The organism is Stenotrophomonas maltophilia group sp. LNF247 (assembly GCF_054083135.1).
In genome coordinates this window covers 97853-119046 of sequence record NZ_JBSRQL010000004.1, presented here as the reverse complement: position 1 = coordinate 119046, position 21194 = coordinate 97853, and the positions used below count along the sequence as shown (strand labels likewise).

Below are 21194 nucleotides of genomic sequence, written 5' to 3'. Positions count from 1 at the left end.
GCCTTGATGGGCGCGTTGCTGGCTGCCCTGGCTCCCGCGGCGACCGAGGCCGCCGATGCGTCCGGCGCGGCCGTTGATGTCTCCGGCGTGTCGGCCGATGCCACCCTGCCGCCCCCGACCCCACTGACCGCCAGCCAGACGCTGTACCTGGATGTGTCGCTCAACAGCACGCCACGCGGCCTGCTGCCGTTCATCGAGAACCGCGGCCGGCTTCAGGCCAGCCCCCAGGTGTTGCGCCAGCTCGGCTTCAATGCCAGCGGCGAGGTACCGGTCTACCTGGACCAGATCAGTGGCGCGGTGGTGCGCTACGACGCGCACATGCAGACCCTGGCGCTGGATGTGCCGCTGGACCAGCTGACCCTGCCGACCACGGTGCTCAGCCGGCCGCAGGCGCGTGCGCCGACTGGCACTGCCTCGCCGGGCGTGCTGCTCAACTACGACGTATACGGCAGCCGGGTGGACACGCTCGGCAACCTCAGCCTGAGCTCGGAGCTGCGCGTGTTCGGCATCGGCAACGGGACTTTTGAGAACACCGCCATCAGCCGCCGCTACCAGCAACCCGGTGATCGCCGTTGGCGCGGCGAAAGCGTGCGCCTGGACACCCGCTGGAGCCTGGACTTCCCCGACAGCGCAACGACGCTGGAGGTCGGCGACTTCTACAGCGGCTTCGTCGACTGGACCCGGCCAGTGCGCCTGGGTGGCGTGCAGATCGGTCGCAACTACGGGCTGCAGCCCTATCGCGTACTGACGCCCACGCCGAGCTTCCTCGGCCAGGCCGTGGTGCCCTCCACGGTCGAGCTGTACGTGGATGGCCTGCGCCAGTACAGCGGACAGGTCCCGGTCGGTCCCTTCCAGCTGGCGGCACAGCCTGGTATCAGCGGCACCGGCAATGCGCAGGTGGTGGTAACCGATGCGTTCGGCCGCATGCAGACACTGGATTTCAGTTTCTATGGCACCCAGCAACTGCTGGCCAAGGGCCTTTCGGACTGGTCGGTCGGCGTCGGCCAGCTGCGCGAGGACTTCGGCCAGCGCTCCTTCGGCTACGACGATCGCACGGTGGCCAGTGCCAGCTGGCGCGGCGGCATCAGCGATGCCTTCACTGGCGAGGCGCATGCCGAAGGCGGCGGCGGCCTGGCCCAGGCCGGCATCGGCGGCTGGTGGCTGCTCGGCGCTGCCGGCGTGTTCAATGCGGCCTATGCACGCAGTGATTACCACGGCCTGCAGGGCGGGCAATGGGCGCTGGGCTACAGCTGGAACAACCGCCGCTTCAACGTCAATCTGCGCAGCGTGCGCAGCCACGGCGACTACCGCGACCTGGGCGCACTGCAGGGCAACCTGCCACCGAGCATCAGCGAGCAGGCCACCCTCGGCCTGGACCTGCTGCGGCTGGGCACGCTCAGCGCAAGCTACCTGCGCCTGCGCTACCCCGACGGCGACGACAACCGCTACGCCAGCCTGTTCTGGTCGCGCAGCTGGAGCCAGCGCTGGTCGGCCTACCTGTCGCTGAACCAGAACCTGGACCAGAGCGACGACCGCAGCATCTACCTGTCGCTGACCGCCAGTCTGGGCAACAACCGCCAGGCCAGCCTCTCGAGCCAACGCAACGGCGACAGCCAGAGCTGGGTCGCGGACGTGACCCAGCCGGTGCCCGGCGATGGCAGTGCCGGCGGCGTCGGCTGGCGCGCACAGCTGCGCCATGGCGAGGACGGCAATGGCGGCCTGGCCGAGGTCGGCATCCTCAACGATACCGGCCGCTATTCGTTCGGCGCCTCGCGCCAGGGCGGGCTGAACTATGCCTACGCCAGCGCCAGCGGCAGCGTGGTGTGGATGGGTGGCCACACCTTCGCCACGCGCGAAGTGTCGGACGCGTTCGCGGTGATCAGCACCAGTGGCGTCGGCGGCGTGCCGGTGCGGCTGGAAAACCGCCTGATCGGCGTCACCGATGATCGCGGCCTGCTGCTGGTCAGCCCGTTGCTGTCCTGGCAGCGCAACCGGGTCTCGATCGACACCCTGGACCTGCCCGAGGACATGCGTGCCGACCGCATCGAGAATTGGGTGACCCCGCGCCAGCGCGCCGGCACCCGGATTGCCTTCGAGCTGCGCTCGCGACCGTCGCTGAGCCTGACCCTGCTGGCAATGGACGGGCAGCCGCTGGAGGTGGGCAGCGAGGTGCAGCTGCCCGATGGCCGCCAGGCCACGGTCGGCTATGACGGCCTGCTGTACCTGGAAGACGTTGCCGCCGGCAGCGTGCTGTACGTCACCACCAGCCGCGGCCCCTGCCGGGTGAAGGTCCCCGACCCGCCCAGGGTGGTGGCGACCGGCGCGCGGCCGAAACCGGCGCCGCTGCAGTGCATTCCGGAGGTGGCGCCATGAGGACGTTGCTGCTCGGCCTGCTGCTGTTCGCTGGCCTGCTGGCGGCAGCACCGGCCCGCGCCGTCGCGGTCTGCACCGCGATCGCCAATCCAACGCTGCCGTTCGGCAACATCAACAGCAATGCGCCTGGCCCGAGCACGGCCAACCTCAACATCACGGTGACATGCACCACCGCCGCGCTGAGCGCGCTGGCCACAACCGGTGTGCGCGTCTGCGTCGGCATCGGCGCAGGCAGTGGTGGCGGCAGCAGTTCAAGCTGGCGGACGATGAAGACCAGCAGCAGCGACAGCATTAACTTCCAGCTCTACAACTCCTCGGACTTCAGCCAGGTGACGGGGTTGGTCCCGCGCGGCACGCCCCCGGCACAGGAACTGACCATGACCTACAGCGTGCCGCTGGTCGCCGGCGGCAGCGGTGCGCAGTCCGTGCAGCTGTTCGGGCAGATTCCGGCCAACCAGATCCTGGCCTCCGGGGCCTACAGCAGCACCTTCAGCGGCGCCGACGTGGTGTTGACCTGGGCCTGGAACGAGGTCCTGCTCGGCAATGCCACAGTGCCCGCCACCTGCAACGGCGGCGCCACCGGCACCAACAGCGCAAGCGCAGCCTTCAGTTTCACCGCCACCGCCAATGTGCTGCCGCAATGCGGCAGCTACGTCACCACCGACATGAACTTCGGCAACGTCACCGGCGGCATTCCCGCCAACATCGACCGGACCGCCACGCTGACACTGACCTGCCTGAAGAACACCGCCTTCCAGGTCGGACTCAACAACGGCCGGAACAACCCTGCCGCGACCAGCATCCGGCGCATGGCCACCACCATCGGCGGCAGTACCTACTACCTTCCCTACGAGCTGTACCGGGACTCGGCTCGGAGCCTGCGCTGGGGCAATACGTTGACTGTCGACACGGCCAGCGGCACCGGCACCGGCAGCGCACAGCAGCTGACCATCTACGGCCGGGTGCCGCCGGTCACCGGCCAGCCCCCGGCTGGTACCTACAACGACCTGGTGACGGTGACGATCACCTATTGACCGGCGTGCCGACCAACGGTCGGCACCCACCGGACGAAGGCCGTGCCGAGCGCCGGCTCGGCGCTACAGTTCCGGCACATCCCGCCGATACCGCGCAGCAAGTCTTTCAGCATGGTGGATGGCAGGTGGTTCGCACATTTTCGATCGCGGCGATGCTGGTCGCCAGTACGCCGGCCTTGGCCGAACCCAGCAGCTCCCTGCAGATCCGGCTGACCGTGGTCGACTCCTGCAGCGACGACACCGGTGGCGCGCGCTGTACGGCGCCGCACCAGCGCAGCGATACACCCCAGCTGCCATCCCAGGTGCGCGAGCTCGCACCACCGGCGACGGACGAGAACGCAACACCCGCCGTGACCCTCATCTACTGATGCGCGCGCTGCTGATCCTGCTTGCACTGCTGGCGCAGCCGGCTGCGGCGCTTGAGGTGTTGCCTACCACCCTGCAGCTGCCGGCCGAAGGCGGCCGCGCCGAGCTGTGGCTACGCAATCCCGGGCCCGGCCGCTGGCAGGGCCACGTGCAGGTGCTGGCCTGGGATCAGCAGCTGGACGCCGAACGACTGCAGCCCAGCGACCAGATCCGGGTCAGCCCGACGCGGCTGGATCTCGCCCCGGGCGGTACGCAGCGCGTCTGGCTGCTGCCACGCGATCCGGCCGCGGCAATGGGTGAACAGGCCTACAGGATCGTGCTGACGCCGGCGCTGGCAGGGCTGCCGCGCTACTCGCTACCGCTGTTCCGGGGCGCCGCGGCGCCAGTGCTGCACGCCCGCCTGCAGGGTCGGATCGAGGCCCTGGGGTCGCAGCCTGTGTTGCGACTCAGCAACTGCGGTACGCTGCACGGCCGCCTGCACGACCTGCGCTTCATCGCGGCGGACGGCCAATCGACAGTGCTGGTGGGCGGGCTGGCCGGCTACATCCTCGCCGGCCATGAACGACGCTGGCCCCTGCCCGCCCGCGCGGACAGTTACGCAGGTGGCCGCTTCCGGGCACGCCTGCAGGACGGCCGCGAGGTCGATCTGGCCGCATCTGACCCCGCAATTGCAGCGAGCGCCCGCAGCGGGCTATAATCGTCCGGATTCCTGCCGCCTGCGTGCGCGGGAACCCGTCCACACCGGACGTCACCGGTGAATCCACACCTGCTGCCCCCATCCGTGCCGGGGTGCTCCGCAAGGAGTTCGGCCACGGAGGCAACAGGGAAGCCCAACCCCGGAACCGATCGCGCTTCCACGCGTCCCGCATACCTATTCCCGCGGGCGGAATCGCTGGTTCCATATCAGGAGTATTGCAATGCCCCAGGTCACCATGCGTCAGATGCTGGAAGCCGGCGTCCACTTCGGCCACCAGACCCGCTACTGGAACCCCAAGATGGCTCCGTACATCTTCGGCGCCCGCGGCAAGATCCACATCATCAACCTGGAAAAGACCGTCCCGCTGTTCAATGACGCGATGAACTTCATCTCGTCGGTTGCCCAGAAGCGCGGCACCGTCCTGTTCCTGGGCACCAAGCGCAGCGCCCGCGAAACCATCAAGGAAGAAGCCGAGCGTTGCGGCATGCCGTTCATGAACCAGCGCTGGCTGGGCGGCACCCTGACCAATTTCCGTACCGTCAAGCAGTCGGTTGCCCGCCTGAAGGAACTGGAAGCCGGTGAAACCGACGGCACCTTCGAGAAGCTGGTCAAGCACGAAGTGCTGGGCCTGCGTCGCGAGCGCGACAAGCTGGAAGCCTCGCTGGGCGGCATCAAGGACATGAACCGCCTGCCGGACGCGATCTTCGTGATCGACATCGGCCACGAAGACATCGCGATCAAGGAAGCCAAGAAGCTGGGCATCCCGGTCATCGCCGTGGTCGACACCAACTACAACCCGGAACTGGTTGATTACGCCATCCCGGGCAACGACGACGCCATCCGCGCTGTGCAGCTGTACGCCCGCGCCGCTGCCGACGCCGTGCTGGAAGGCAAGGCTGCTGCTCCGCACGCCGCTTCGGTGCGTGAGGAAGAGTTCGCTGAAGCCGCTGCCGAAGGCGAAGAGAAGCCGGCCCGCCGCGCTCCGGCCAAGAAGGCTGCCAAGAAGGGCGACGACGCCCAGGCCTGATCCAGGCCACAGGGTGGACGCCCGGCGTCCACCCTCCTGCACGCAGCCCTTGGCGCGTGACAGGACCGTGTCACACGGGCCGGCCACCATGCCGGCCCAACCCCTTTCTTTCGTGAGGTAATCCCGTGGAAATCACTGCTTCCCTGGTCAAGGAACTGCGCGAGCGCACCGGCGCCGGCATGATGGAATGCAAGAAGGCGCTTACCGAAGCCAACGGCGACATCAACGCCGCTGCTGAAGCCATGCGCAAGTCCGGCGCTGCCAAGGCCGACAAGAAGGCTGACCGCGTGGCCGCCGAAGGCCGCCTGGGCCTGGCCCAGGATGGCGGCAAGGCCGTGCTGGTCGAAGTCAACTCGGAAACCGACTTCGTCGCCAACGACGACAACTTCAAGACCTTCGTCAACGCCGTCGCCGCTGCCGCCCTGGCATCGGGCGCCAACGACGTGGAAGCCGTGAAGGCTGCCACGCTGGCCGATGGCCGCACCGTTGAAGAAGCCCGCGCCACCGCCGTGCAGACCCTGGGTGAGAACATCCAGATCCGCCGCATGGTCAAGGTCGACACCACCGGCAACATCGGCGCCTACGTCCACACCAACGGCAAGGTCGGCGTGCTGGTTGACCTGATCGGCGGCGACGTCGAGCTGGCCCGCGGCCTGGCCATGCACGTGGCCGCGCTGAAGCCGCCGCACAACAAGGCTGCGGACGTTCCGGCCGACTTCGTCGAAAAGGAAAAGGAAATCGAGCTGGCCAAGATGTCCGAGAAGGACAAGGCCAAGCCGGCCGAGATCCTGGAAAAGATCATCAGCGGCAAGATCAACAAGATCGTCAGCGACGTGACCCTGTACGGCCAGACCTACGTGCTGGGCGACACCACCGTCGAGCAGGTGGTCAAGGCCGCTGGCGCCGATGTGGCTGGGTTCAAGCTGCTGATCGTCGGCGAAGGCATCGAGAAGGTGGTGGAAGACTACGCCGCCGAAGTTGCCAAGGCGATGCAGGTCTGATTCCAGCCCTCCGGCTGTGAAGCGACCAGAAGGAGCCGCGGGAAACCGCGGCTCTTTTTTTGTACCCACTGCATCGGCGGGTGGGCACCGTTGGTGCGCGCACTGACGCCAGTCACAGCCCGATATCAGGGCTCTTTGCGTTGCGCGCGAATCAAGCCGATACTCGGCGCAGGGAATCCACAGTCGCGTAGCAGGAAGGAAAATCGCAGACTGTGATGCATTCCTAGGTATTCTTGTCCTAATGGAATTGAACGACCCGACATGCCTCCCGAGCTGACAGCTGCCCTGGCGCTCTGCCGCAACCTGCCCTCGCCACCCGGTATTGCCCTGCGCATCATCGAGCTGGCACAGGACCCGGAAGCGGATATCGCCACCGCCGCCGACATCATCGCCATCGACATGGCGCTGAGCGCTCGCATGCTGCGCATCGCCAATTCGCCGCTGTACGCCAGCCGCCGCCGCATCGAGAACCTTGGCCAGGCACTGACCATGCTCGGCCTTAACGCCACAATCAGCCTTGCCCTGGGTTTCACCGTCACCCAGGGCCTGACCGGCGGCGCAGGCGCCGACCACGACCTGCGCCAGCGCGCGTGGAAGCGCAGCATTCTCAGTGCACTGGCCGCCAGCCAGCTGGGCCAGGCCCGCGGCCTGCGCCGGCTGGAGGAACTGATGCTGGCCGGGCTGCTGCAGGACCTGGGCGTGCTGTGCCTGGCCCAGGCCGAATCGGAGCGTTACCTGCCGCTGCTGCGCGAAGCCCGTGACAACACGGACCTGGTCGCCCGCGAACGCGACGCGCTCGGCTGCAGCCACGCCGATGTCGGCGCCTGGGTGGCCGAGCAATGGGGCCTGCCACGCTATCTGGTTGAGAGCATCAGCCACAGCGAGGACGACGACGCCGCCGATTCGCCGTTCCAGGCCTGCGTGCAGCTGTCCGGCGCCGTTGCCGACATCTGGCTGGACGATGACGCCGATGCCGCCCGCGAGCGCGCCCTGCACCAGGTGCATGAACGGCTGGAACTCGACAGCGCCCGTTTCGACCAGGTGCTGACCCGCATCAGCGAGGCCCTGCCGGATATCGCCAGCCTGTTCGAGGCCGGCCTGAACTCGCCCTCGCGGGTCCGCGAGCTGATCGACCACGCGCAGGAGCTGGCCACCCTGCGCAACCTGCGCGAGCTGCAGGATGCCGAGCAGGCACGCCGCCGCGCCGACGAATTCGAGGCGCGGGCCAAGCGCCTGGCTGACCAGGCCCACCGCGACGCCCTGACCGGCGTGCTCAACCGGCGCCAGCTGGAGGCGGTGCTCGAGCAGGAGTTCCTGCGCGCCGGGCGTCAGGGCTGGCCGCTGTCGGTGGCCTTCATCGACCTGGATGACTTCAAGAAGATCAACGACGCCCACGGCCACCTGACCGGCGACGAGGTGCTGCGCGCCTTTGCCGGCAAGCTGCAGGGCCAGCTGCGCCATAGCGATACCGTGGCCCGCTTCGGCGGCGAGGAATTCGTCGCGCTGCTGCCCAATACCAGTGAGTCCGTGGCCCTTGACGTAATCCGGCGCGTACTGGCCAACATCGTCGCCACGCCGATGGCCGAACTGGAGGGAGGGCCGCTGTTCGTCACCTTCTCCGCCGGCGTGGCTACCCAGGGCGGCTACGAGCGCTTTGCCGACGTGCAGGACCTGCTGCGCGCCGCCGACGACGTGCTGTACCGCTCGAAGAACCTGGGCCGTAACCGGGTGATCGCCCGCTCCCCCGGTGCGCTCGGCCACGACGAGCTATCAGCCACCGCCGGCGCCGAGCTGGGCTGAACGGGACGCCCTGCATGACCGGGGCGGATGGCAGGATTTCGCGCCGCAGTGCACAAAACACTTTGGCCCTACGCCGCATGCGCGTAGAATCCCCCGCGATTTCCACGCACCCGAGGTCCCCATGTCCAAGCTCGCCTATCGCCGCATCCTCCTGAAACTGTCCGGGGAGGCGCTGATGGGAGATGAGGACTACGGCATCGACCCGAAGGTCATCAACCGCCTGGCCCGTGAGGTCATCGAAGCCCAGCAGGCCGGTGCCGAAGTGGCACTGGTGATCGGCGGCGGCAACATCTTCCGCGGCGCCGGCCTGGCCGCTGGCGGCATGGACCGGGTCACCGGCGACCAGATGGGCATGCTGGCCACGGTCATCAACGCCCTGGCCATGCAGGACGCCCTCGAGAAACTGGGCGCCAAGGCCCGCGTGATGAGCGCGATCAAGATCAACGACGTGTGCGAGGACTACATCCGCCGCCGCGCCATCCGCCATCTGGAAAAGGGCCGCCTGGTGATTTTCGCCGCTGGCGTCGGCAGCCCGTTCTTCACCACCGACTCCGGCGCCGCGCTGCGCGCGATCGAGATCGGCGCCGACCTGCTGCTGAAGGCCACCAAGGTCGATGGCGTGTACGACAAGGACCCGAACAAGCACAGCGACGCGGTCCGCTTCGACAGCCTGAGCTACGACGAAGTCATCCGCCGCGGCCTGGAAGTGATGGATACGGCGGCCTTCGCGCTGGCCCGCGACAGCGACCTGCCGATGCGCGTGTTCGACATGGGCCAGCCGGGTGAGCTGCTGAAGATCCTCAGCGGCGCGAACATCGGCACCCTGGTCCAGGGCCGCGACCCGGCCTGAGCCTGAGCGCCAGGCGAGCTCCGGGCCGATTCAGGCCCGGCAGCGTCCCGTATTCGCCTATAATCGCCCGATTCCAGTTACACCCAGGACCCGGCGATGCTCAACGACATCAAGAACAACGCGCAGACGCGCATGGCCAAGAGCATCGACGCTCTGAAGCACACCCTCACCTCGATCCGCACCGGCCGCGCCACCCCGGCCCTGCTGGACCGCGTGACGGTCAGCGCCTATGGCAATGCCAGCACCCCGCTGAACCAGGTCGCGTCGATCTCCAACGCCGACGCGCACTCGCTGCTGGTCACCCCGTTCGACAAAGGCATGATCAAGGAGATCGAAAAGGGTCTCTACAACGCCGAGTTCACTCCGAACACCCTGGGCACCGCGATCCGCATCAACATGCCGCCGCCGACCGAAGAGCGCCGCAAGGAGCTGGTCAAGCAGGTGCAGAAGGAAGGCGAAGGCGCGAAGATCGCGATCCGCAACATCCGCCAGGACGCGAACAAGGAAATCGCCAAGCTGGTCAAGGACAAGGCGATCAGCGAAGACGAGAAGAAGCGCGGTGAAGACGACATCCAGAAGTTGACCGACACCAACATCAAGGACGTCGACAAGGTCGTTGCCGACAAGGAAAAAGAACTGCTGTCGGTCTGAAGTCGATGCCTTCAGTCCCACCTCCGTTGCCGGCCGCCCTGCCCCGCCACATCGCCATCATCATGGATGGCAATGGGCGCTGGGCACAGCAGCGCCGTCGTCCGCGCGTGATCGGCCACCGGGCCGGCGCGCGCGCGGTCAACCGCACCATCGAGCGCTGCCTTGAACTGGGCATACCGGCGCTGACCCTGTTCGCGTTTTCCAGCGAGAATTGGGGCCGGCCGCAGGAAGAAGTCGATGCCCTGATGAAGCTGTTCCTCGGCGCGCTCGACCGTGAAGTGGACGAGCTGCATCGGCGTGGCGTGCGCGTTCGCTTCATCGGCGAACGCGAGCGCTTCGGTGCAGGGCTGGTCAGCCGCATGCAGCTGGCCGAGCAGCGCACCGCCGACAACACCACCCTGACCCTGTCGATCGCCGCCAGCTACGGCGGCCGCCAGGACATCGCCCGCGCCGCGCGCGCCCTGGCCGTCGAAGTGGCGGCCGGTCGCCTTCTGCCCGAGCAGATCGATGAATCGCTGCTGGGCAGCCAGGTGGCCCTGGCCGACCTGCCACCGCCGGACCTGTTCATCCGCACCGGTGGCGACACCCGCATCAGCAACTTCCTGCTGTGGCAGCTGGCCTATACCGAGCTGTGGTTCACCGATGCCCTGTGGCCGGACTTCGATGCCGGGCAGCTGCAGCAGGCGCTGGACGCCTATGGCAGACGTGAGCGTCGTTTCGGCCTGACCAGCGCCCAGATCGCCGCACTGGCCACCGAGACTTCCAGCCCATGACCAAGATCCGAGTCCTTGCCGCGCTGATCATGGCGCCGGTCGCCATTGCCGCGATCCTGCTGCTGCCGACCCAGTGGCTGGCAGCGGCGGCCGCTGCGGTGCTGCTGATCGGCCTGTGGGAATGGCTGAAGCTGGCCGGCATCGAAGACACCCTGGCGCGTACCGTGCTGCTGGTACTGAACCTGCTGCTGATGGTGCTGCTGGTCTGGGCCGATGGCAGCACGCTGGTGCTGTTCCAGATCACCACCCTGGCCGGCGTGGCCTGGTGGCTGGCCGCGCTGGTCTGGTTGCGCTTCTTCAACTTCGGTGCGCAGCCGTCGGCACCCTCGCGCATCGTGAAGATGCTGGCCGGTACGCTGGCCATCGTTCCGGCCTGGGCTGCGCTGGTGCTGATCCATGCCGGCGGCGATCCGCCGGGCAGGCAGGGCCACCTGTGGCTGCTGGCTGCGCTGGCACTGGTCTGGGCGGCCGATTCGGGCGCCTATTTCGCCGGTCGTCACTTCGGCAAGCACAAGCTGGCCCCACGGATCAGCCCCAACAAGACCTGGGAAGGCCTGTTCGGCGGCCTGCTGGCCGGTGTCGCCGTGGCCCTCGGCCTGGGCTGGCTGGCCGGCATCGACGCCGGGCACCTGCCAGGCCTGCTGATCACCTCGGTGGTGGCCGTGTTCGCCTCGGTGCTGGGTGACCTGTTCGAAAGCCTGATCAAGCGCCACGCCGGTGCCAAGGACTCCGGAAACCTGATTCCGGGCCATGGTGGCGTGCTCGATCGTGTCGACGGTGTCCTGGCTGCCGTGCCGGTGTTCGCACTCGGCAAGGAAATCTTCGGATTCTGACCATGAATGCTGTCGCAGACCTGCGCCGGGTCGCCGTGTTCGGCGCCACCGGCTCGATCGGTGCTTCCACGCTGGACGTGATCGCCCGCCACCCGCACCGCTACCAGGCCACGGTGCTCGCTGCCGGCCGCCAGGTGCAGGCGCTGCTGGCACTGTGCCGCCAGCACAGGCCAGCGCACGCGGTCATCGCCGACGAAGCGCTGTTCACCGAACTGCGCGACGGCCTCCGCGATGCCGGGCTGTCCACCGAGGCGCATGCCGGCCATGCCGCGCTGGACCAGTTGGCCGCCAGTGACGCCTGCGACACCGTGGTCGCCGCGATCGTTGGCGCGGCCGGGCTGTCTTCCACCCTGGCCGCAGCCGCCGCGGGCAAGCGCATCCTGCTGGCCAACAAGGAATCACTGGTACTGGCCGGTGAGCTGCTGACCCGCACCGCTGAACGCGCGGGCGCCGAGATCATCCCGATCGACAGCGAACACAGCGCAATCTTCCAGTGCCTGCGCTCACGCGATGCCAGCGTTGATGGCGCCGGCGTGCGCCGGATCCTGCTGACCGCCTCCGGCGGCCCATTCCGTGGCCGCAGCCGCGACGAACTGGCCCAGGTCACCCCGGCCCAGGCCGTTGCCCACCCGAAATGGTCGATGGGGCCGAAGATCTCGGTCGATTCGGCGACGTTGATGAACAAGGGCCTGGAAGTCATCGAGGCCCACCACCTGTTCGGCGTACCCGGCGAACGCATCGAGGTACTGGTGCACCCGCAGAGCCTGGTCCATTCGCTGGTCGAGTTCGTTGACGGTTCGACCCTGGCACAGATGGGCCTGCCGGACATGCGCACCACCCTCGCCGTTGGCCTGGGCTGGCCGCAACGCATCGAATCGGGCGTGGCCGGGCTGGATCTGCTGGCCCAGGGCCGGCTGGATTTCGAGGCCCCGGACACGGACGCGTTCCCCTGTCTGGCGCTGGCCTGGCAGGCCATGCAGGCCGGCGGCACCGCACCGGCGGTGCTGAACGCCGCCAATGAAGAGGCGGTTTCAGCGTTTCTTCAGGGCCGGATCGGTTTCCTGACCATCCCGAAGCTGGTTGCTAACGCTCTTTCAACACTGCCGACCCAGCCAGCCGATACACTGGAGGTCCTGTTGTGCGCCGACCAGCGGGCACGCCAGCTCACCCTGAACGCCATCGACGCCGCCTGAACGACTGCCTCGCCCAGCATGACGCCGCCGCCCCTGCCCGCCATTGTGAGCCTGCATGACTGACTTCATCGGATCGGTCTGGTGGATGATTGTCAGCCTCGGGCTGCTGGTCACGTTCCACGAGTTCGGGCATTACTGGGTCGGGCGCCTGTGCGGGGTCAAGATCCTGCGCTTCTCGGTCGGCTTCGGCCGGCCGCTGTGGTCGCGCCGGGACAGGCACGGCACCGAGTTCGCCATTGCCGCCATCCCGCTCGGCGGCTACGTGAAGTTCCTCGACGAACGCGAGGTTGAAGTCCACCCCCACGAGCGCGGCCAGGCCTTCAACCACAAGAGCGTCTGGCAGCGCATTGCCATCGTTGCCGCCGGCCCGATCGCCAACCTGCTGCTGTGCATCCTGCTGCTGTGGGCGATGTTCGTGATCGGCAAGCAGGATTATTCGCCGACGATCGGCCGTGTCAGCGGCATCGCTGCCAATGCCGGGCTGGCCAGTGGTGACCGCGTGCTGCGCGTGGACGAGCGCCCGGTCGTTACCCTCGGTGAAGCCAGCATGGCGCTGACCGCGGCCGCGATGGACCGCCGCGACGTGAGGCTGGAGGTGCTGGATACGGCTGACCAGGTACGCATGCGCACTCTGCCGCTGTCGCAGCTGCCGGCAGGTTTCGATGAGCGGCGGGTGCCGATCCTGGCCGGCCTGTACTGGCAGTCGTGGCTGCAGCCGGCGCTGGTCGACTCGCTGACGCCGGATTCGGTGGTGGCCGGGCAGCTGCAGCCGGGGGACCTGATCGTGGCCATTGATGGCCAGCGCATCGATGGTGCCGATCAGGTCATCGGCGAGATCCAGACGCTGGGCCGCGCCGGCGGCCCTGGCATGATCGAGGTCCTGCGCGGCGGTGAACGCCTGGCGCTGGAAGTCACCCCGCGCCAGGGCAAGGATTCCAGGGGTGAACCGACCTGGCAGATCGGCGTGCAGTTCCCGACTTCGTTCAGCCCTCCCTACGACACCCTGCTTCGCTATGGCCCGCTCGACGCGGTCACCGTGGCTGTGCGCGAAACCGGCCGCCTGGCGGCAGATTCGCTGGGCATGATGGGCCGAATCGTCACCGGCAAGGCCTCGCTGCAGAACGTGTCCGGGCCAGTCACCATCGCCCGGGTGGCCAATGTCTCGGCCAAGCGCGGCCTGGACTGGTTCCTGCAGTTCCTTGCCCTGCTGTCCCTCAGCCTGTGCATCATCAACCTGCTGCCGATCCCGATCTTGGACGGCGGCCACCTGCTGTATTACCTTATCGAGTTGGTCAAGGGCAGCCCGCTGAGCGAGCGTGCCATCGCCGCCGGCCAGTACATCGGCCTGGCGTTGCTGGCCGGGCTGATGGGGTTGGCGTTCTACAACGACATCCTCGGCCTGGTCCCGCGATGAACTTTTCCACGTTGTTGCCGTCTACAGCGTCGGCATCCCGCACCAATGAAATCGACCTTCCTACCGGACGTGACATGACGCGACTCCCCAATCGCCGCCTGCTGGCCCTCGCCCTTGCCGCCGTCACCGGCGCCCCCGCCCTGGCCCAGGCAGCCGAGCCCTTCACTGTCAGCGACATCCGCGTCGACGGCCTGCAGCGCATCAGCTCGGGCACGGTGTTCACCTACCTGCCGGTGGAACGTGGCGAGACGGTCACCGACAGCAAGGTCGGCGAGACGATCCGCGCCCTGTACAAGACCGGCTTCTTCGAGGATGTGCAGCTGGACCGCCAGGGCAGCATCCTGGTAGTGACCGTCAAGGAACGCCCGGCGATCAACAAGCTGACCGTGACCGGCAACAAGGACATCAAGTCCGAGCAGCTGCTCAAGGGCCTGTCCGACATCGGCCTGACCGAGGGCGGCACCTTTGATCGGCTGAGCCTGGACCGCGTGACCCAGGAACTTCGCCGCCAGTACAACGACCGCGGCAAGTACAACGTCGAAATCACCCCCACGGTGAGCCCACTGGACCGCAACCGCGTGGACATCGCCATCGCCATCAAGGAAGGCAAGGCGGCCAAGATCCGCCACGTCAACCTGGTGGGCACCGAAAAGTTCGAGAGCAAGGACATCCTGGAAACCTGGGAGTCCAAGGAGCACAACTGGGCGTCCTGGTACCGCCGTGACGACCAGTACTCCAAGGAAAAGCTGTCCGGCGACCTGGAAAAGCTCAATTCCTGGTACCTGGACCGCGGCTATGTCGACTTCAGCATCGATTCGACCCAGGTGTCGATCAGCCCCGACAAGCGCGACATGTTCCTCACCGCCGGCGTGACCGAAGGTGCGCAGTACAAGATCTCCGAGATCAAGGTCAGCGGCGACACCATCCTCCCGCAGGAGGACGTCGAGCGCATGGTGATCCAGAAGTCCGGCGATACGTTCTCGCGTGCGCTGCTGGAGTTCAGCTCGGACACCATCACCAATTCGCTGTCCAACATCGGCTACGCGTTCGCCAAGGTGAACCCGATCCCGACCACCAACCGCGCCGAGCAGACCGTGGCGATCAACATGCAGGTCGTGCCCGGCCCGCGCGTGTCGGTGCGTCGCATCCTGTTCCGCGGGAACACGCGTACGTCCGACGAAGTGATGCGTCGCGAAATGCGCCAGTTCGAGAACAGCTGGTACTCGCAGGCCGCGATCGATCGTTCCAAGATCCGCCTGCAGCGCTTGGGCTACTTCGAATCGGTGGACGTCGAGACCCCGGCCGTCAGCGGCAGCAACGACCAGGTCGACGTCGTCTACAACGTCAAGGAAACCACCTCGGGCAGCTTCGTGTTCGGCCTGGGTTACTCGCAGTCCTACGGCATGACCACGTCGGTGCAGCTGTCGCAGAACAACTTCCTCGGCGGCGGCAACCGCGTGTCGGTCGAAGCCTCGCGCAGCAGCTACCTGCAGCGCTACGGTTTCAGCTACACCAACCCGTACTTCACCGATGACGGCGTGTCGCTGGGCTACAACCTGTCCTGGCGCGAACTGGATTACTCCGACTTCAACACCGCGCAGTACAACAGCACCAACGGTGCCGCGCAGGTGGTGTTCGGCGTGCCGCTGACCGAGACCGACACCGTCTCGCTGATGTTCGGCATCGACAGCAACCAGATCACCACCTACGAAGGCTCGACCCCGCAGTCGATCATCGACTACATCAACGCCGTCGGTAAGCGCACCTTCCATGCCTGGCGCACCGAGCTGGGCTGGGCGCGCGACTCGCGCAACGACTACTTCATGCCGACCCGCGGTACCTACCAGCGCGTGGGCCTGGAAACCACGCTGCCGGGTTCGACCATCGAGTACTACAAGCTGAACTACCAGATCAGCAAGTACTGGCCGATCATGCCGTCGCTGGTGATCAACACCCGCGCCGAAATCGGCTACGGTGATGCGTACGGCAAGGACTACACCCGTACGCTGACCAATCCGGATGGCACCACCCGCACCGTCACCGCCAGCGGCCTGCCGTTCTTCGAGAACTTCTACGCCGGTGGTACCAACTCGGTACGCGGCTTCGAGGACAACACACTCGGCCCGCGCGAAGTTACCCGCGGCTACCCAGAAGGCCAGCCGCTGGGTGGCTCGCTGAAGACCGTCGGCTCGGTGGAGGCCTACTTCCCGCGCCTGTTCGACAGCCCGTCGGCGCGCGTGTCGGCCTTCGTCGACTTCGGTAACGTGTATACCGGCGTGGACAACTTCAAGGCCAACGAGCTGCGCGTTTCCACCGGTGTGGCCCTGCTGTGGCGCGCCCCGGTCGGCCCGATCTCGATCAGCTACGCCTTCCCGCTGAAGAAGGAAGACGATGACAAGATCGAACGCCTGCAATTCACGTTCGGTGGGCAGTTCTGACGAACCGTGAGGCGGTTCGCCAGAACGCCCCCCGCATTCCACCTATCCCCCGCGCCGCTGGCGCCCCCCTCAACAAAGGGGGGCTCTCCATCAGACGGGGCGCGAAGCGCCGGGCATTGCCCGGCGTTTTCGTTTTACTTGCTCGCCGCCGCTACTTCCCGCGCTCGCGTGAAATCATCTGGTGATGGCGCAGGGGGCTGACCAGGACCGTTGGCGCCATGGGCCCGGGGCATGCCTCGGGCGGGTTGGGCAGGACCCCCAACCCCGGTCTTGCCGTGTGCGCAGGACAGCGCACACGAGCAAGGCGCCATCGAGCCCCCAGGGATGGGTCTACGGCGTGTCCTGGGCAGCCCCCTGCGCCATCACCCCGGGACATCAGGCAGGCGCCGCTTTTGACCCCGCATGACCGCAATGGCGTCACACGTTAAACTCCCGCCGTGAATACTCCCACCTACACCGCCCAGCAACTCGCCGAGCAGTTCGGCCTGCAGGTCCATGGCGACCCCGCCACCGCCATCCATGGCGTGGCCACCCTCGCCCATGCCGGTCCTGGCCAGCTGACCTTCCTTGCCAACCCGCGCTACCGCGCCCAGCTGGCCGACAGCCAAGCCTCGCTGGTGGTGCTGCGTGCCGAAGACGCCGAGTCCGCTCCCGGCGCCGCGCTCGTCGCCAAGGACCCGTACACCACCTTCGCCAAGATCGCCGCGCTGTTCGACATCGCGCCGACCCGTCCGCCGGGCATCCACCCCAGCGCGGTGATCGACCCCAGTGCCCAGGTTGCGGCCAGCGCGCACATCGGTCCGTTCGTCTCGGTCGGTGCGCGCAGCGTGGTCGGCGAGAACTGCATCATCGGCGCCGGCAGCGTGATCGGCGAGGACTGCAGCCTGGATTCCGGCTGTGAGCTGATCGCCCGGGTCACCCTGGTCACCCGGGTCCGGCTGGGCAAGCGCGTGCGCGTGCATCCCGGTGCCGTGCTCGGCGCCGACGGCTTTGGCCTGGCGATGGACGCCGGCAAGTGGATCAAGGTGCCGCAGCTCGGCGGCGTGCGCATCGGCGACGATTGCGAAATCGGCGCCAACACCTGCGTCGACCGTGGCGCGCTGGAAGACACCGTGCTGGACGAAGACGTACGCCTGGACAACCTGGTGCAGATCGCGCACAACGTGCAGATCGGTGCGCATTCGGCCATCGCCGGTTGCACCGGCATCGCCGGCAGCGCCAAGATCGGCCGCTATTGCCTGCTCGGCGGCCACGTCGGCGTTGTCGGCCACCTGGAGATCTGCGACAAGGTCGTGATCACCGGCAAGTCGGTGGTCCGCAATTCCATCCATGAGCCGGGCGAGTACTCATCCGGCACCCCGTTGACCGACAACCGTACGTGGCGCAAGAACGCCGCGCGTTTCAAGCAGCTGGACGCATTGGCTCGCCGCGTCCTGGCTGCTGGCAAGGAGAAAGAATGAACGATTCGCTGCAGCTTCCGATCGACGTCTGCCAGATCCAGGAACTGCTTCCACACCGCTACCCGTTCCTGCTGGTGGACCGGGTGCTTGAACTCGACGTCGAGGCCAAGCGGATCCTGGCGCAGAAGAACGTCAGCATCAACGAGCCGTTCTTCCAGGGCCACTTCCCGGGCCGCCCGATCATGCCCGGCGTACTGATCATCGAAGCGCTGGCGCAGGCCGGCGGCGTGATGACCCAGCTCACGCTTGGCCGCGATGCGCAGTCCAAGCTGTTCTACATGGTCAAGGTGGAAAACGCCCGCTTCAACAAGCAGGTCGTCCCCGGCGACGTGCTGATGCTGGACGTGCAGATGAAGCGCCTGATCCGCAACATGGGCTGGTACTACGGCGAAGCCAAGGTCAACGGTGAAGTCGTCGCGTCGGCCGAGGTCATGTGTGCCGGCGCCAAGGGCTGATCCACTGGAGGCAGCAATGACTGACAACGCACCGCGGATCCACCCCACCGCCGTCATCGACCCGGCCGCACGCCTGGCCGACGATGTCCAGGTGGGCGCCTTCACCCTGATCGGCCCCGACGTTGAAATCGGTGCCGGTACGGTGGTGGGCCCCCATTGCAGCATCCACGGCCCGACCCGGATCGGCCGCGACAACCGCTTCGTCGGCCATGCCGCGATCGGTGGCGAGCCGCAGGACAAGAAGTTCGGCGGCGAGCGCACCGAACTGGTGATCGGCGACCGCAACGTGTTCCGCGAGTTCGTCACCCTGAACCGTGGCACCGGCGGCGGCGGCGGCATCACCACCATCGGCAACGACAACTGGATGCTGGCCTACACGCACGTGGCGCACGACTGCCATGTCGGCAATTTCTGCGTGTTCTCCAACAACACCACCCTGGCCGGCCATGTGACCGTGGGCGACTACGTGATCATCAGCGGCTTCGCCGGTGCCCACCAGTTCTGCCGGATCGGCGCGCATGCCTTCCTCGGCATGGGCGCGCTGACCAATGGTGACGTACCGCCGTTCACCATGGTCGGTACTGATTCGCTGGGACGCCCGCGCGGCATCAACAGCGAAGGCCTGAAGCGACGTGGCTTCGACGCTGACCGCATTTCGGCCATCAAGCGTGCCTACCGCACGCTGTACGTGGCGGGCCTGCCGCTGGCAGAGGCCAAGGTGCAGCTGACCGAGCAGGCGCGTGACAGCGACGACGTAAAGGCGATGCTGGACTTCATCGAGCACGCCGAGAGGCCCCTGCTGCGATGAGCAGCACGACCGGCCAGGCGCCGGCCGGCGCCGCAGTGATCCCGCTGGCCTCGATGACCGGCAGCGTCCCGGCGCAACGGGTGCTCAGCGAGCGCCCGTTGCGGATCGCGCTGGTGGCCGGCGAGGCCTCCGGCGATCTGCTCGGTGCGGGCCTGGTCCGCGAACTGAAAGCGCGCTTCCCGAATGCCGAGTTCGCCGGCATCGGTGGCGACGCCATGCGCAGCGCGGGCTGCCAGACCTGGCACGATGCCAGCGAGCTGGCGGTGATGGGCCTGACCGAAGTGCTGCGCCACCTGCCGCGCCTGCTCAAGCTGCGTTCGGCGTTCCGCCAGCGTGCGCTTGACTGGCAGCCGGACGTGTTCATCGGCATCGACGCCCCCGACTTCAACCTGGGTATCGAGCGTTGGCTGAAGCAGCGTGGCGTGAGCACCGTGCATTACGTCAGTCCCTCGGTCTGGGCCTGGCGCGAAAAGCGCGCCGAGAAGATCGGCAGCAGCGCCGACCTGGTGCTGTGCCTGTTCCCGATGGAGCCACCGATCTATGCCAGGCACGGCATCGACGCGCGCTTCGTCGGCCACCCGATGGCCGATGACATTCCGCTGCAGGGCAATCGCGAGGAAGCACGCGCCGCGCTCGGACTGCCGGCCTCGGCCAAGGTGCTGGCAGTGTTGCCGGGCAGCCGCCTGGGCGAGATCTCGCGCCTGGGCGAACCGTTCTTCGAAGCCGCCTGGCAGGTCTCCGAACGCATTCCGGGCCTGCATGTGGTGGTGCCTGCCGCCAACCCGGCCTGCAGGGAACTGATCGAGGAACAGCTGTCGCGCTCGGCGCTGCCGGTGGCCTATTCGCATGTGCTGGATGGCCAGGCGCGCAACGCGATGATCGCCGCCGACGTGGTGGTGCTGGCCTCCGGTACCGCGACCCTGGAGGCCATGCTGGTGAAGCGGCCGATGGTGGTCGGTTACCGCGTCAACGAACTGACCTATCGACTGGTGAAGGCGCTCGGCCTGATCAAGGTCGACCGCTTCGCCCTGCCCAACATCCTGGCCGGGCAGGACCTGGCACCGGAACTGATGCAGCACGACTGCACGCCGGACAAGCTGGCCGCGGCCATCCAGCAGTGGTTCGACCACCCGCAGCGGGTGACCGATCTGCAGGATGCCTACGTGCGCCTGCACGAGCGGCTGCGCCGCAACGCCTCGGCGCGTGCCGCCGACGCCGTTGGCGAACTGCTGATGCGCGACCAGGCACAGGCATGAGCCGCCGTCACGCCGCCGCAGCCAGCCTGACCCTGTTCGACGGTGCGCCCGTGGTCGAGCCGGAGCGCCTGGTCGCTGGCGTCGACGAGGCAGGCCGTGGCCCACTGGCCGGGCCGGTCGCGGTGGCAGCGGTGGTGTTCGACCCGTCGCGACCACGGATCAACGGCCTGGATGACTCCAAGCAGCTGACCGCGGCCCGCCGCGAGCAGCTGCATGACCGCATCATCGAGCGCGCCCTGGCCTGGCATGTGGTGCTGGTGGACGTGGACACCATCGACCGCCTGAACATCTACCAGGCCACCCTGCAGGGCATGCGTGACGTCGTTGCAGCGGTCGCCCATGTGGCCGGCTTCGCGCGCATCGACGGCAACGTGGTGCCCAAGGGCCTGGCACTGCCGGCGCAGGCGCTGGTCGGCGGCGATGGCATCGACCGCGCGATCATGGCCGCCTCGATCCTGGCCAAGGTCTCGCGCGACCGCTACATGCAGGAGGTGCATGCCCGCCATCCGAAGTACGGCTTCGAACAGCACAAGGGCTACGGCACCCCGGCCCACCTGGCCGCCCTGCGCGAGCACGGCCCCTGCATGGAGCACCGCCGCAGCTTCGCTCCGGTGCGTGAGTGTCTGGACCTGACGCAGGCGGCGGCCATCGCCTGAGCCAGCTGGAGTTGTAGTGCCGAGCCCATGCTCGGCTCTAAGAAGGCGGCCTCCCGCACGCCTGAATCCGGCGCCACGCCGTGCCCCTGTCAAGCCTTGTGGCAACCCC

19 protein-coding genes are annotated in these 21194 nt (G+C 67.3%); 18 read left to right on the top strand and 1 reads right to left on the bottom strand.

The genetic code is table 11. From position 1 onward, the window contains the following. Window positions 1-6 precede the first annotated feature (6 nt). The gene (locus ACTXG9_RS05820) at window positions 7-2373 is read left to right on the top strand and encodes a fimbria/pilus outer membrane usher protein (RefSeq protein ID WP_456115416.1); all 2367 of its coding nucleotides are present in this window, start codon (window positions 7-9) and stop codon (window positions 2371-2373) included. Further along, the gene (locus ACTXG9_RS05815) at window positions 2370-3407 is read left to right on the top strand and encodes a Csu type fimbrial protein (RefSeq protein WP_111097794.1); all 1038 of its coding nucleotides are present in this window, start codon (window positions 2370-2372) and stop codon (window positions 3405-3407) included. Before ACTXG9_RS05820 ends, ACTXG9_RS05815 begins: the two co-directional genes overlap by 4 nt. Before the next feature lie 106 nt (window positions 3408-3513). Here the strand turns inward: ACTXG9_RS05815 and ACTXG9_RS05810 are convergent, their stop codons facing one another. Beyond that, the gene (locus tag ACTXG9_RS05810; RefSeq protein ID WP_164143964.1) at window positions 3514-3768 is read right to left on the bottom strand and encodes a hypothetical protein; all 255 of its coding nucleotides are present in this window, start codon (window positions 3766-3768) and stop codon (window positions 3514-3516) included. A 6-nt stretch (window positions 3769-3774) separates the two neighbouring features. Here ACTXG9_RS05810 and ACTXG9_RS05805 point away from each other — a divergent pair, with 6 nt between their 5' ends. The 16 genes from ACTXG9_RS05805 to ACTXG9_RS05730 all read left to right on the top strand — a co-directional run bounded on the left by ACTXG9_RS05805 (window position 3775) and on the right by ACTXG9_RS05730 (window position 21085). Further along, a complete protein-coding gene (locus tag ACTXG9_RS05805) occupies window positions 3775-4470 on the top strand; it encodes a fimbrial biogenesis chaperone (RefSeq protein ID WP_111097795.1) in 696 nt (231 codons plus the stop codon). Window positions 4471-4690: 220 nt separating this feature from the next. Beyond that, a complete protein-coding gene (rpsB, locus tag ACTXG9_RS05800) occupies window positions 4691-5497 on the top strand; it encodes a 30S ribosomal protein S2 (RefSeq protein ID WP_005408748.1) in 807 nt (268 codons plus the stop codon). A 125-nt stretch (window positions 5498-5622) separates the two neighbouring features. Then, window positions 5623-6498 carry a translation elongation factor Ts gene (gene tsf / locus ACTXG9_RS05795; RefSeq protein WP_019659120.1) on the top strand — a complete coding sequence of 292 codons (876 nt, stop codon included), beginning with the start codon at window positions 5623-5625 and terminating at the stop codon, window positions 6496-6498. A 261-nt stretch (window positions 6499-6759) separates the two neighbouring features. Then, window positions 6760-8298 (top strand): sensor domain-containing diguanylate cyclase, encoded by a 1539-nt coding sequence (locus tag ACTXG9_RS05790; RefSeq protein ID WP_021204144.1) that lies wholly within the window; start codon window positions 6760-6762, stop codon window positions 8296-8298. 121 nt (window positions 8299-8419) lie between these two features. Next, entirely contained in the window at window positions 8420-9148 is a 729-nt protein-coding gene (pyrH, locus tag ACTXG9_RS05785) for a UMP kinase (protein WP_019659122.1), read from the top strand. A gap of 96 nt (window positions 9149-9244) precedes the next feature. After that, the gene (gene frr, locus ACTXG9_RS05780; protein WP_019659123.1) at window positions 9245-9799 is read left to right on the top strand and encodes a ribosome recycling factor; all 555 of its coding nucleotides are present in this window, start codon (window positions 9245-9247) and stop codon (window positions 9797-9799) included. Between the two features lie 5 nt (window positions 9800-9804). Further along, entirely contained in the window at window positions 9805-10572 is a 768-nt protein-coding gene (gene uppS, locus ACTXG9_RS05775) for a polyprenyl diphosphate synthase (protein WP_019659124.1), read from the top strand. Next, window positions 10569-11405, top strand: a complete 837-nt coding sequence (locus ACTXG9_RS05770; protein ID WP_019659125.1) for a phosphatidate cytidylyltransferase — start codon at window positions 10569-10571, stop codon at window positions 11403-11405. The genes uppS and ACTXG9_RS05770 overlap by 4 nt, the downstream gene beginning before the upstream one ends. 2 nt (window positions 11406-11407) lie before the next feature. Beyond that, window positions 11408-12598, top strand: coding sequence for a 1-deoxy-D-xylulose-5-phosphate reductoisomerase (locus ACTXG9_RS05765; protein ID WP_021204145.1), 1191 nt, complete (start codon window positions 11408-11410; stop codon window positions 12596-12598). 55 nt (window positions 12599-12653) lie between these two features. Continuing rightward, complete coding sequence (gene rseP / locus ACTXG9_RS05760) at window positions 12654-14012, top strand: RIP metalloprotease RseP (protein ID WP_134734967.1); 1359 nt, start codon at window positions 12654-12656, stop codon at window positions 14010-14012. A gap of 74 nt (window positions 14013-14086) precedes the next feature. Next, window positions 14087-16450 (top strand): outer membrane protein assembly factor BamA, encoded by a 2364-nt coding sequence (bamA, locus tag ACTXG9_RS05755; RefSeq protein ID WP_019659128.1) that lies wholly within the window; start codon window positions 14087-14089, stop codon window positions 16448-16450. Window positions 16451-16887: 437 nt separating this feature from the next. After that, window positions 16888-17910 carry a UDP-3-O-(3-hydroxymyristoyl)glucosamine N-acyltransferase gene (gene lpxD, locus ACTXG9_RS05750; protein ID WP_021203673.1) on the top strand — a complete coding sequence of 341 codons (1023 nt, stop codon included), beginning with the start codon at window positions 16888-16890 and terminating at the stop codon, window positions 17908-17910. Next, complete coding sequence (gene fabZ / locus ACTXG9_RS05745; protein ID WP_005415845.1) at window positions 17907-18365, top strand: 3-hydroxyacyl-ACP dehydratase FabZ; 459 nt, start codon at window positions 17907-17909, stop codon at window positions 18363-18365. Before lpxD ends, fabZ begins: the two co-directional genes overlap by 4 nt. A 16-nt stretch (window positions 18366-18381) precedes the next feature. Then, entirely contained in the window at window positions 18382-19173 is a 792-nt protein-coding gene (gene lpxA / locus ACTXG9_RS05740) for an acyl-ACP--UDP-N-acetylglucosamine O-acyltransferase (protein ID WP_005415844.1), read from the top strand. Window positions 19174-19226: 53 nt separating this feature from the next. After that, entirely contained in the window at window positions 19227-20429 is a 1203-nt protein-coding gene (gene lpxB / locus ACTXG9_RS05735; RefSeq protein WP_227844006.1) for a lipid-A-disaccharide synthase, read from the top strand. Beyond that, window positions 20426-21085: a ribonuclease HII gene (locus ACTXG9_RS05730; protein ID WP_021203671.1), complete on the top strand. Its 660-nt coding sequence runs from the start codon at window positions 20426-20428 to the stop codon at window positions 21083-21085. The genes lpxB and ACTXG9_RS05730 overlap by 4 nt, the downstream gene beginning before the upstream one ends. Window positions 21086-21194: the final 109 nt, after the last annotated feature.

Excerpts from the sequence above, each read along its gene's own strand:
- fabZ (WP_005415845.1), top strand. The coding sequence starts at position 17,907 with ATGAACGATTCGCTGCAGCTTCCGATCGACGTCTGCCAGATCCAGGAA.
- lpxB (WP_227844006.1), top strand. The coding sequence starts at position 19,227 with ATGACCGGCAGCGTCCCGGCGCAACGGGTGCTCAGCGAGCGCCCGTTG.
- ACTXG9_RS05820 (WP_456115416.1), top strand. The coding sequence starts at position 7 with ATGGGCGCGTTGCTGGCTGCCCTGGCTCCCGCGGCGACCGAGGCCGCC.
- ACTXG9_RS05805 (WP_111097795.1), top strand. The coding sequence starts at position 3,775 with ATGCGCGCGCTGCTGATCCTGCTTGCACTGCTGGCGCAGCCGGCTGCG.
- frr (WP_019659123.1), top strand. The coding sequence starts at position 9,245 with ATGCTCAACGACATCAAGAACAACGCGCAGACGCGCATGGCCAAGAGC.
- ACTXG9_RS05790 (WP_021204144.1), top strand. The coding sequence starts at position 6,760 with ATGCCTCCCGAGCTGACAGCTGCCCTGGCGCTCTGCCGCAACCTGCCC.
- pyrH (WP_019659122.1), top strand. The coding sequence starts at position 8,420 with ATGTCCAAGCTCGCCTATCGCCGCATCCTCCTGAAACTGTCCGGGGAG.
- bamA (WP_019659128.1), top strand. The coding sequence starts at position 14,087 with ATGACGCGACTCCCCAATCGCCGCCTGCTGGCCCTCGCCCTTGCCGCC.
- uppS (WP_019659124.1), top strand. The coding sequence starts at position 9,805 with ATGCCTTCAGTCCCACCTCCGTTGCCGGCCGCCCTGCCCCGCCACATC.
- ACTXG9_RS05765 (WP_021204145.1), top strand. The coding sequence starts at position 11,408 with ATGAATGCTGTCGCAGACCTGCGCCGGGTCGCCGTGTTCGGCGCCACC.
- ACTXG9_RS05815 (WP_111097794.1), top strand. The coding sequence starts at position 2,370 with ATGAGGACGTTGCTGCTCGGCCTGCTGCTGTTCGCTGGCCTGCTGGCG.
- rpsB (WP_005408748.1), top strand. The coding sequence starts at position 4,691 with ATGCCCCAGGTCACCATGCGTCAGATGCTGGAAGCCGGCGTCCACTTC.
- ACTXG9_RS05810 (WP_164143964.1), bottom strand. The coding sequence starts at position 3,768 with ATGAGGGTCACGGCGGGTGTTGCGTTCTCGTCCGTCGCCGGTGGTGCG.
- ACTXG9_RS05730 (WP_021203671.1), top strand. The coding sequence starts at position 20,426 with ATGAGCCGCCGTCACGCCGCCGCAGCCAGCCTGACCCTGTTCGACGGT.
- rseP (WP_134734967.1), top strand. The coding sequence starts at position 12,654 with ATGACTGACTTCATCGGATCGGTCTGGTGGATGATTGTCAGCCTCGGG.
- lpxA (WP_005415844.1), top strand. The coding sequence starts at position 18,382 with ATGACTGACAACGCACCGCGGATCCACCCCACCGCCGTCATCGACCCG.
- ACTXG9_RS05770 (WP_019659125.1), top strand. The coding sequence starts at position 10,569 with ATGACCAAGATCCGAGTCCTTGCCGCGCTGATCATGGCGCCGGTCGCC.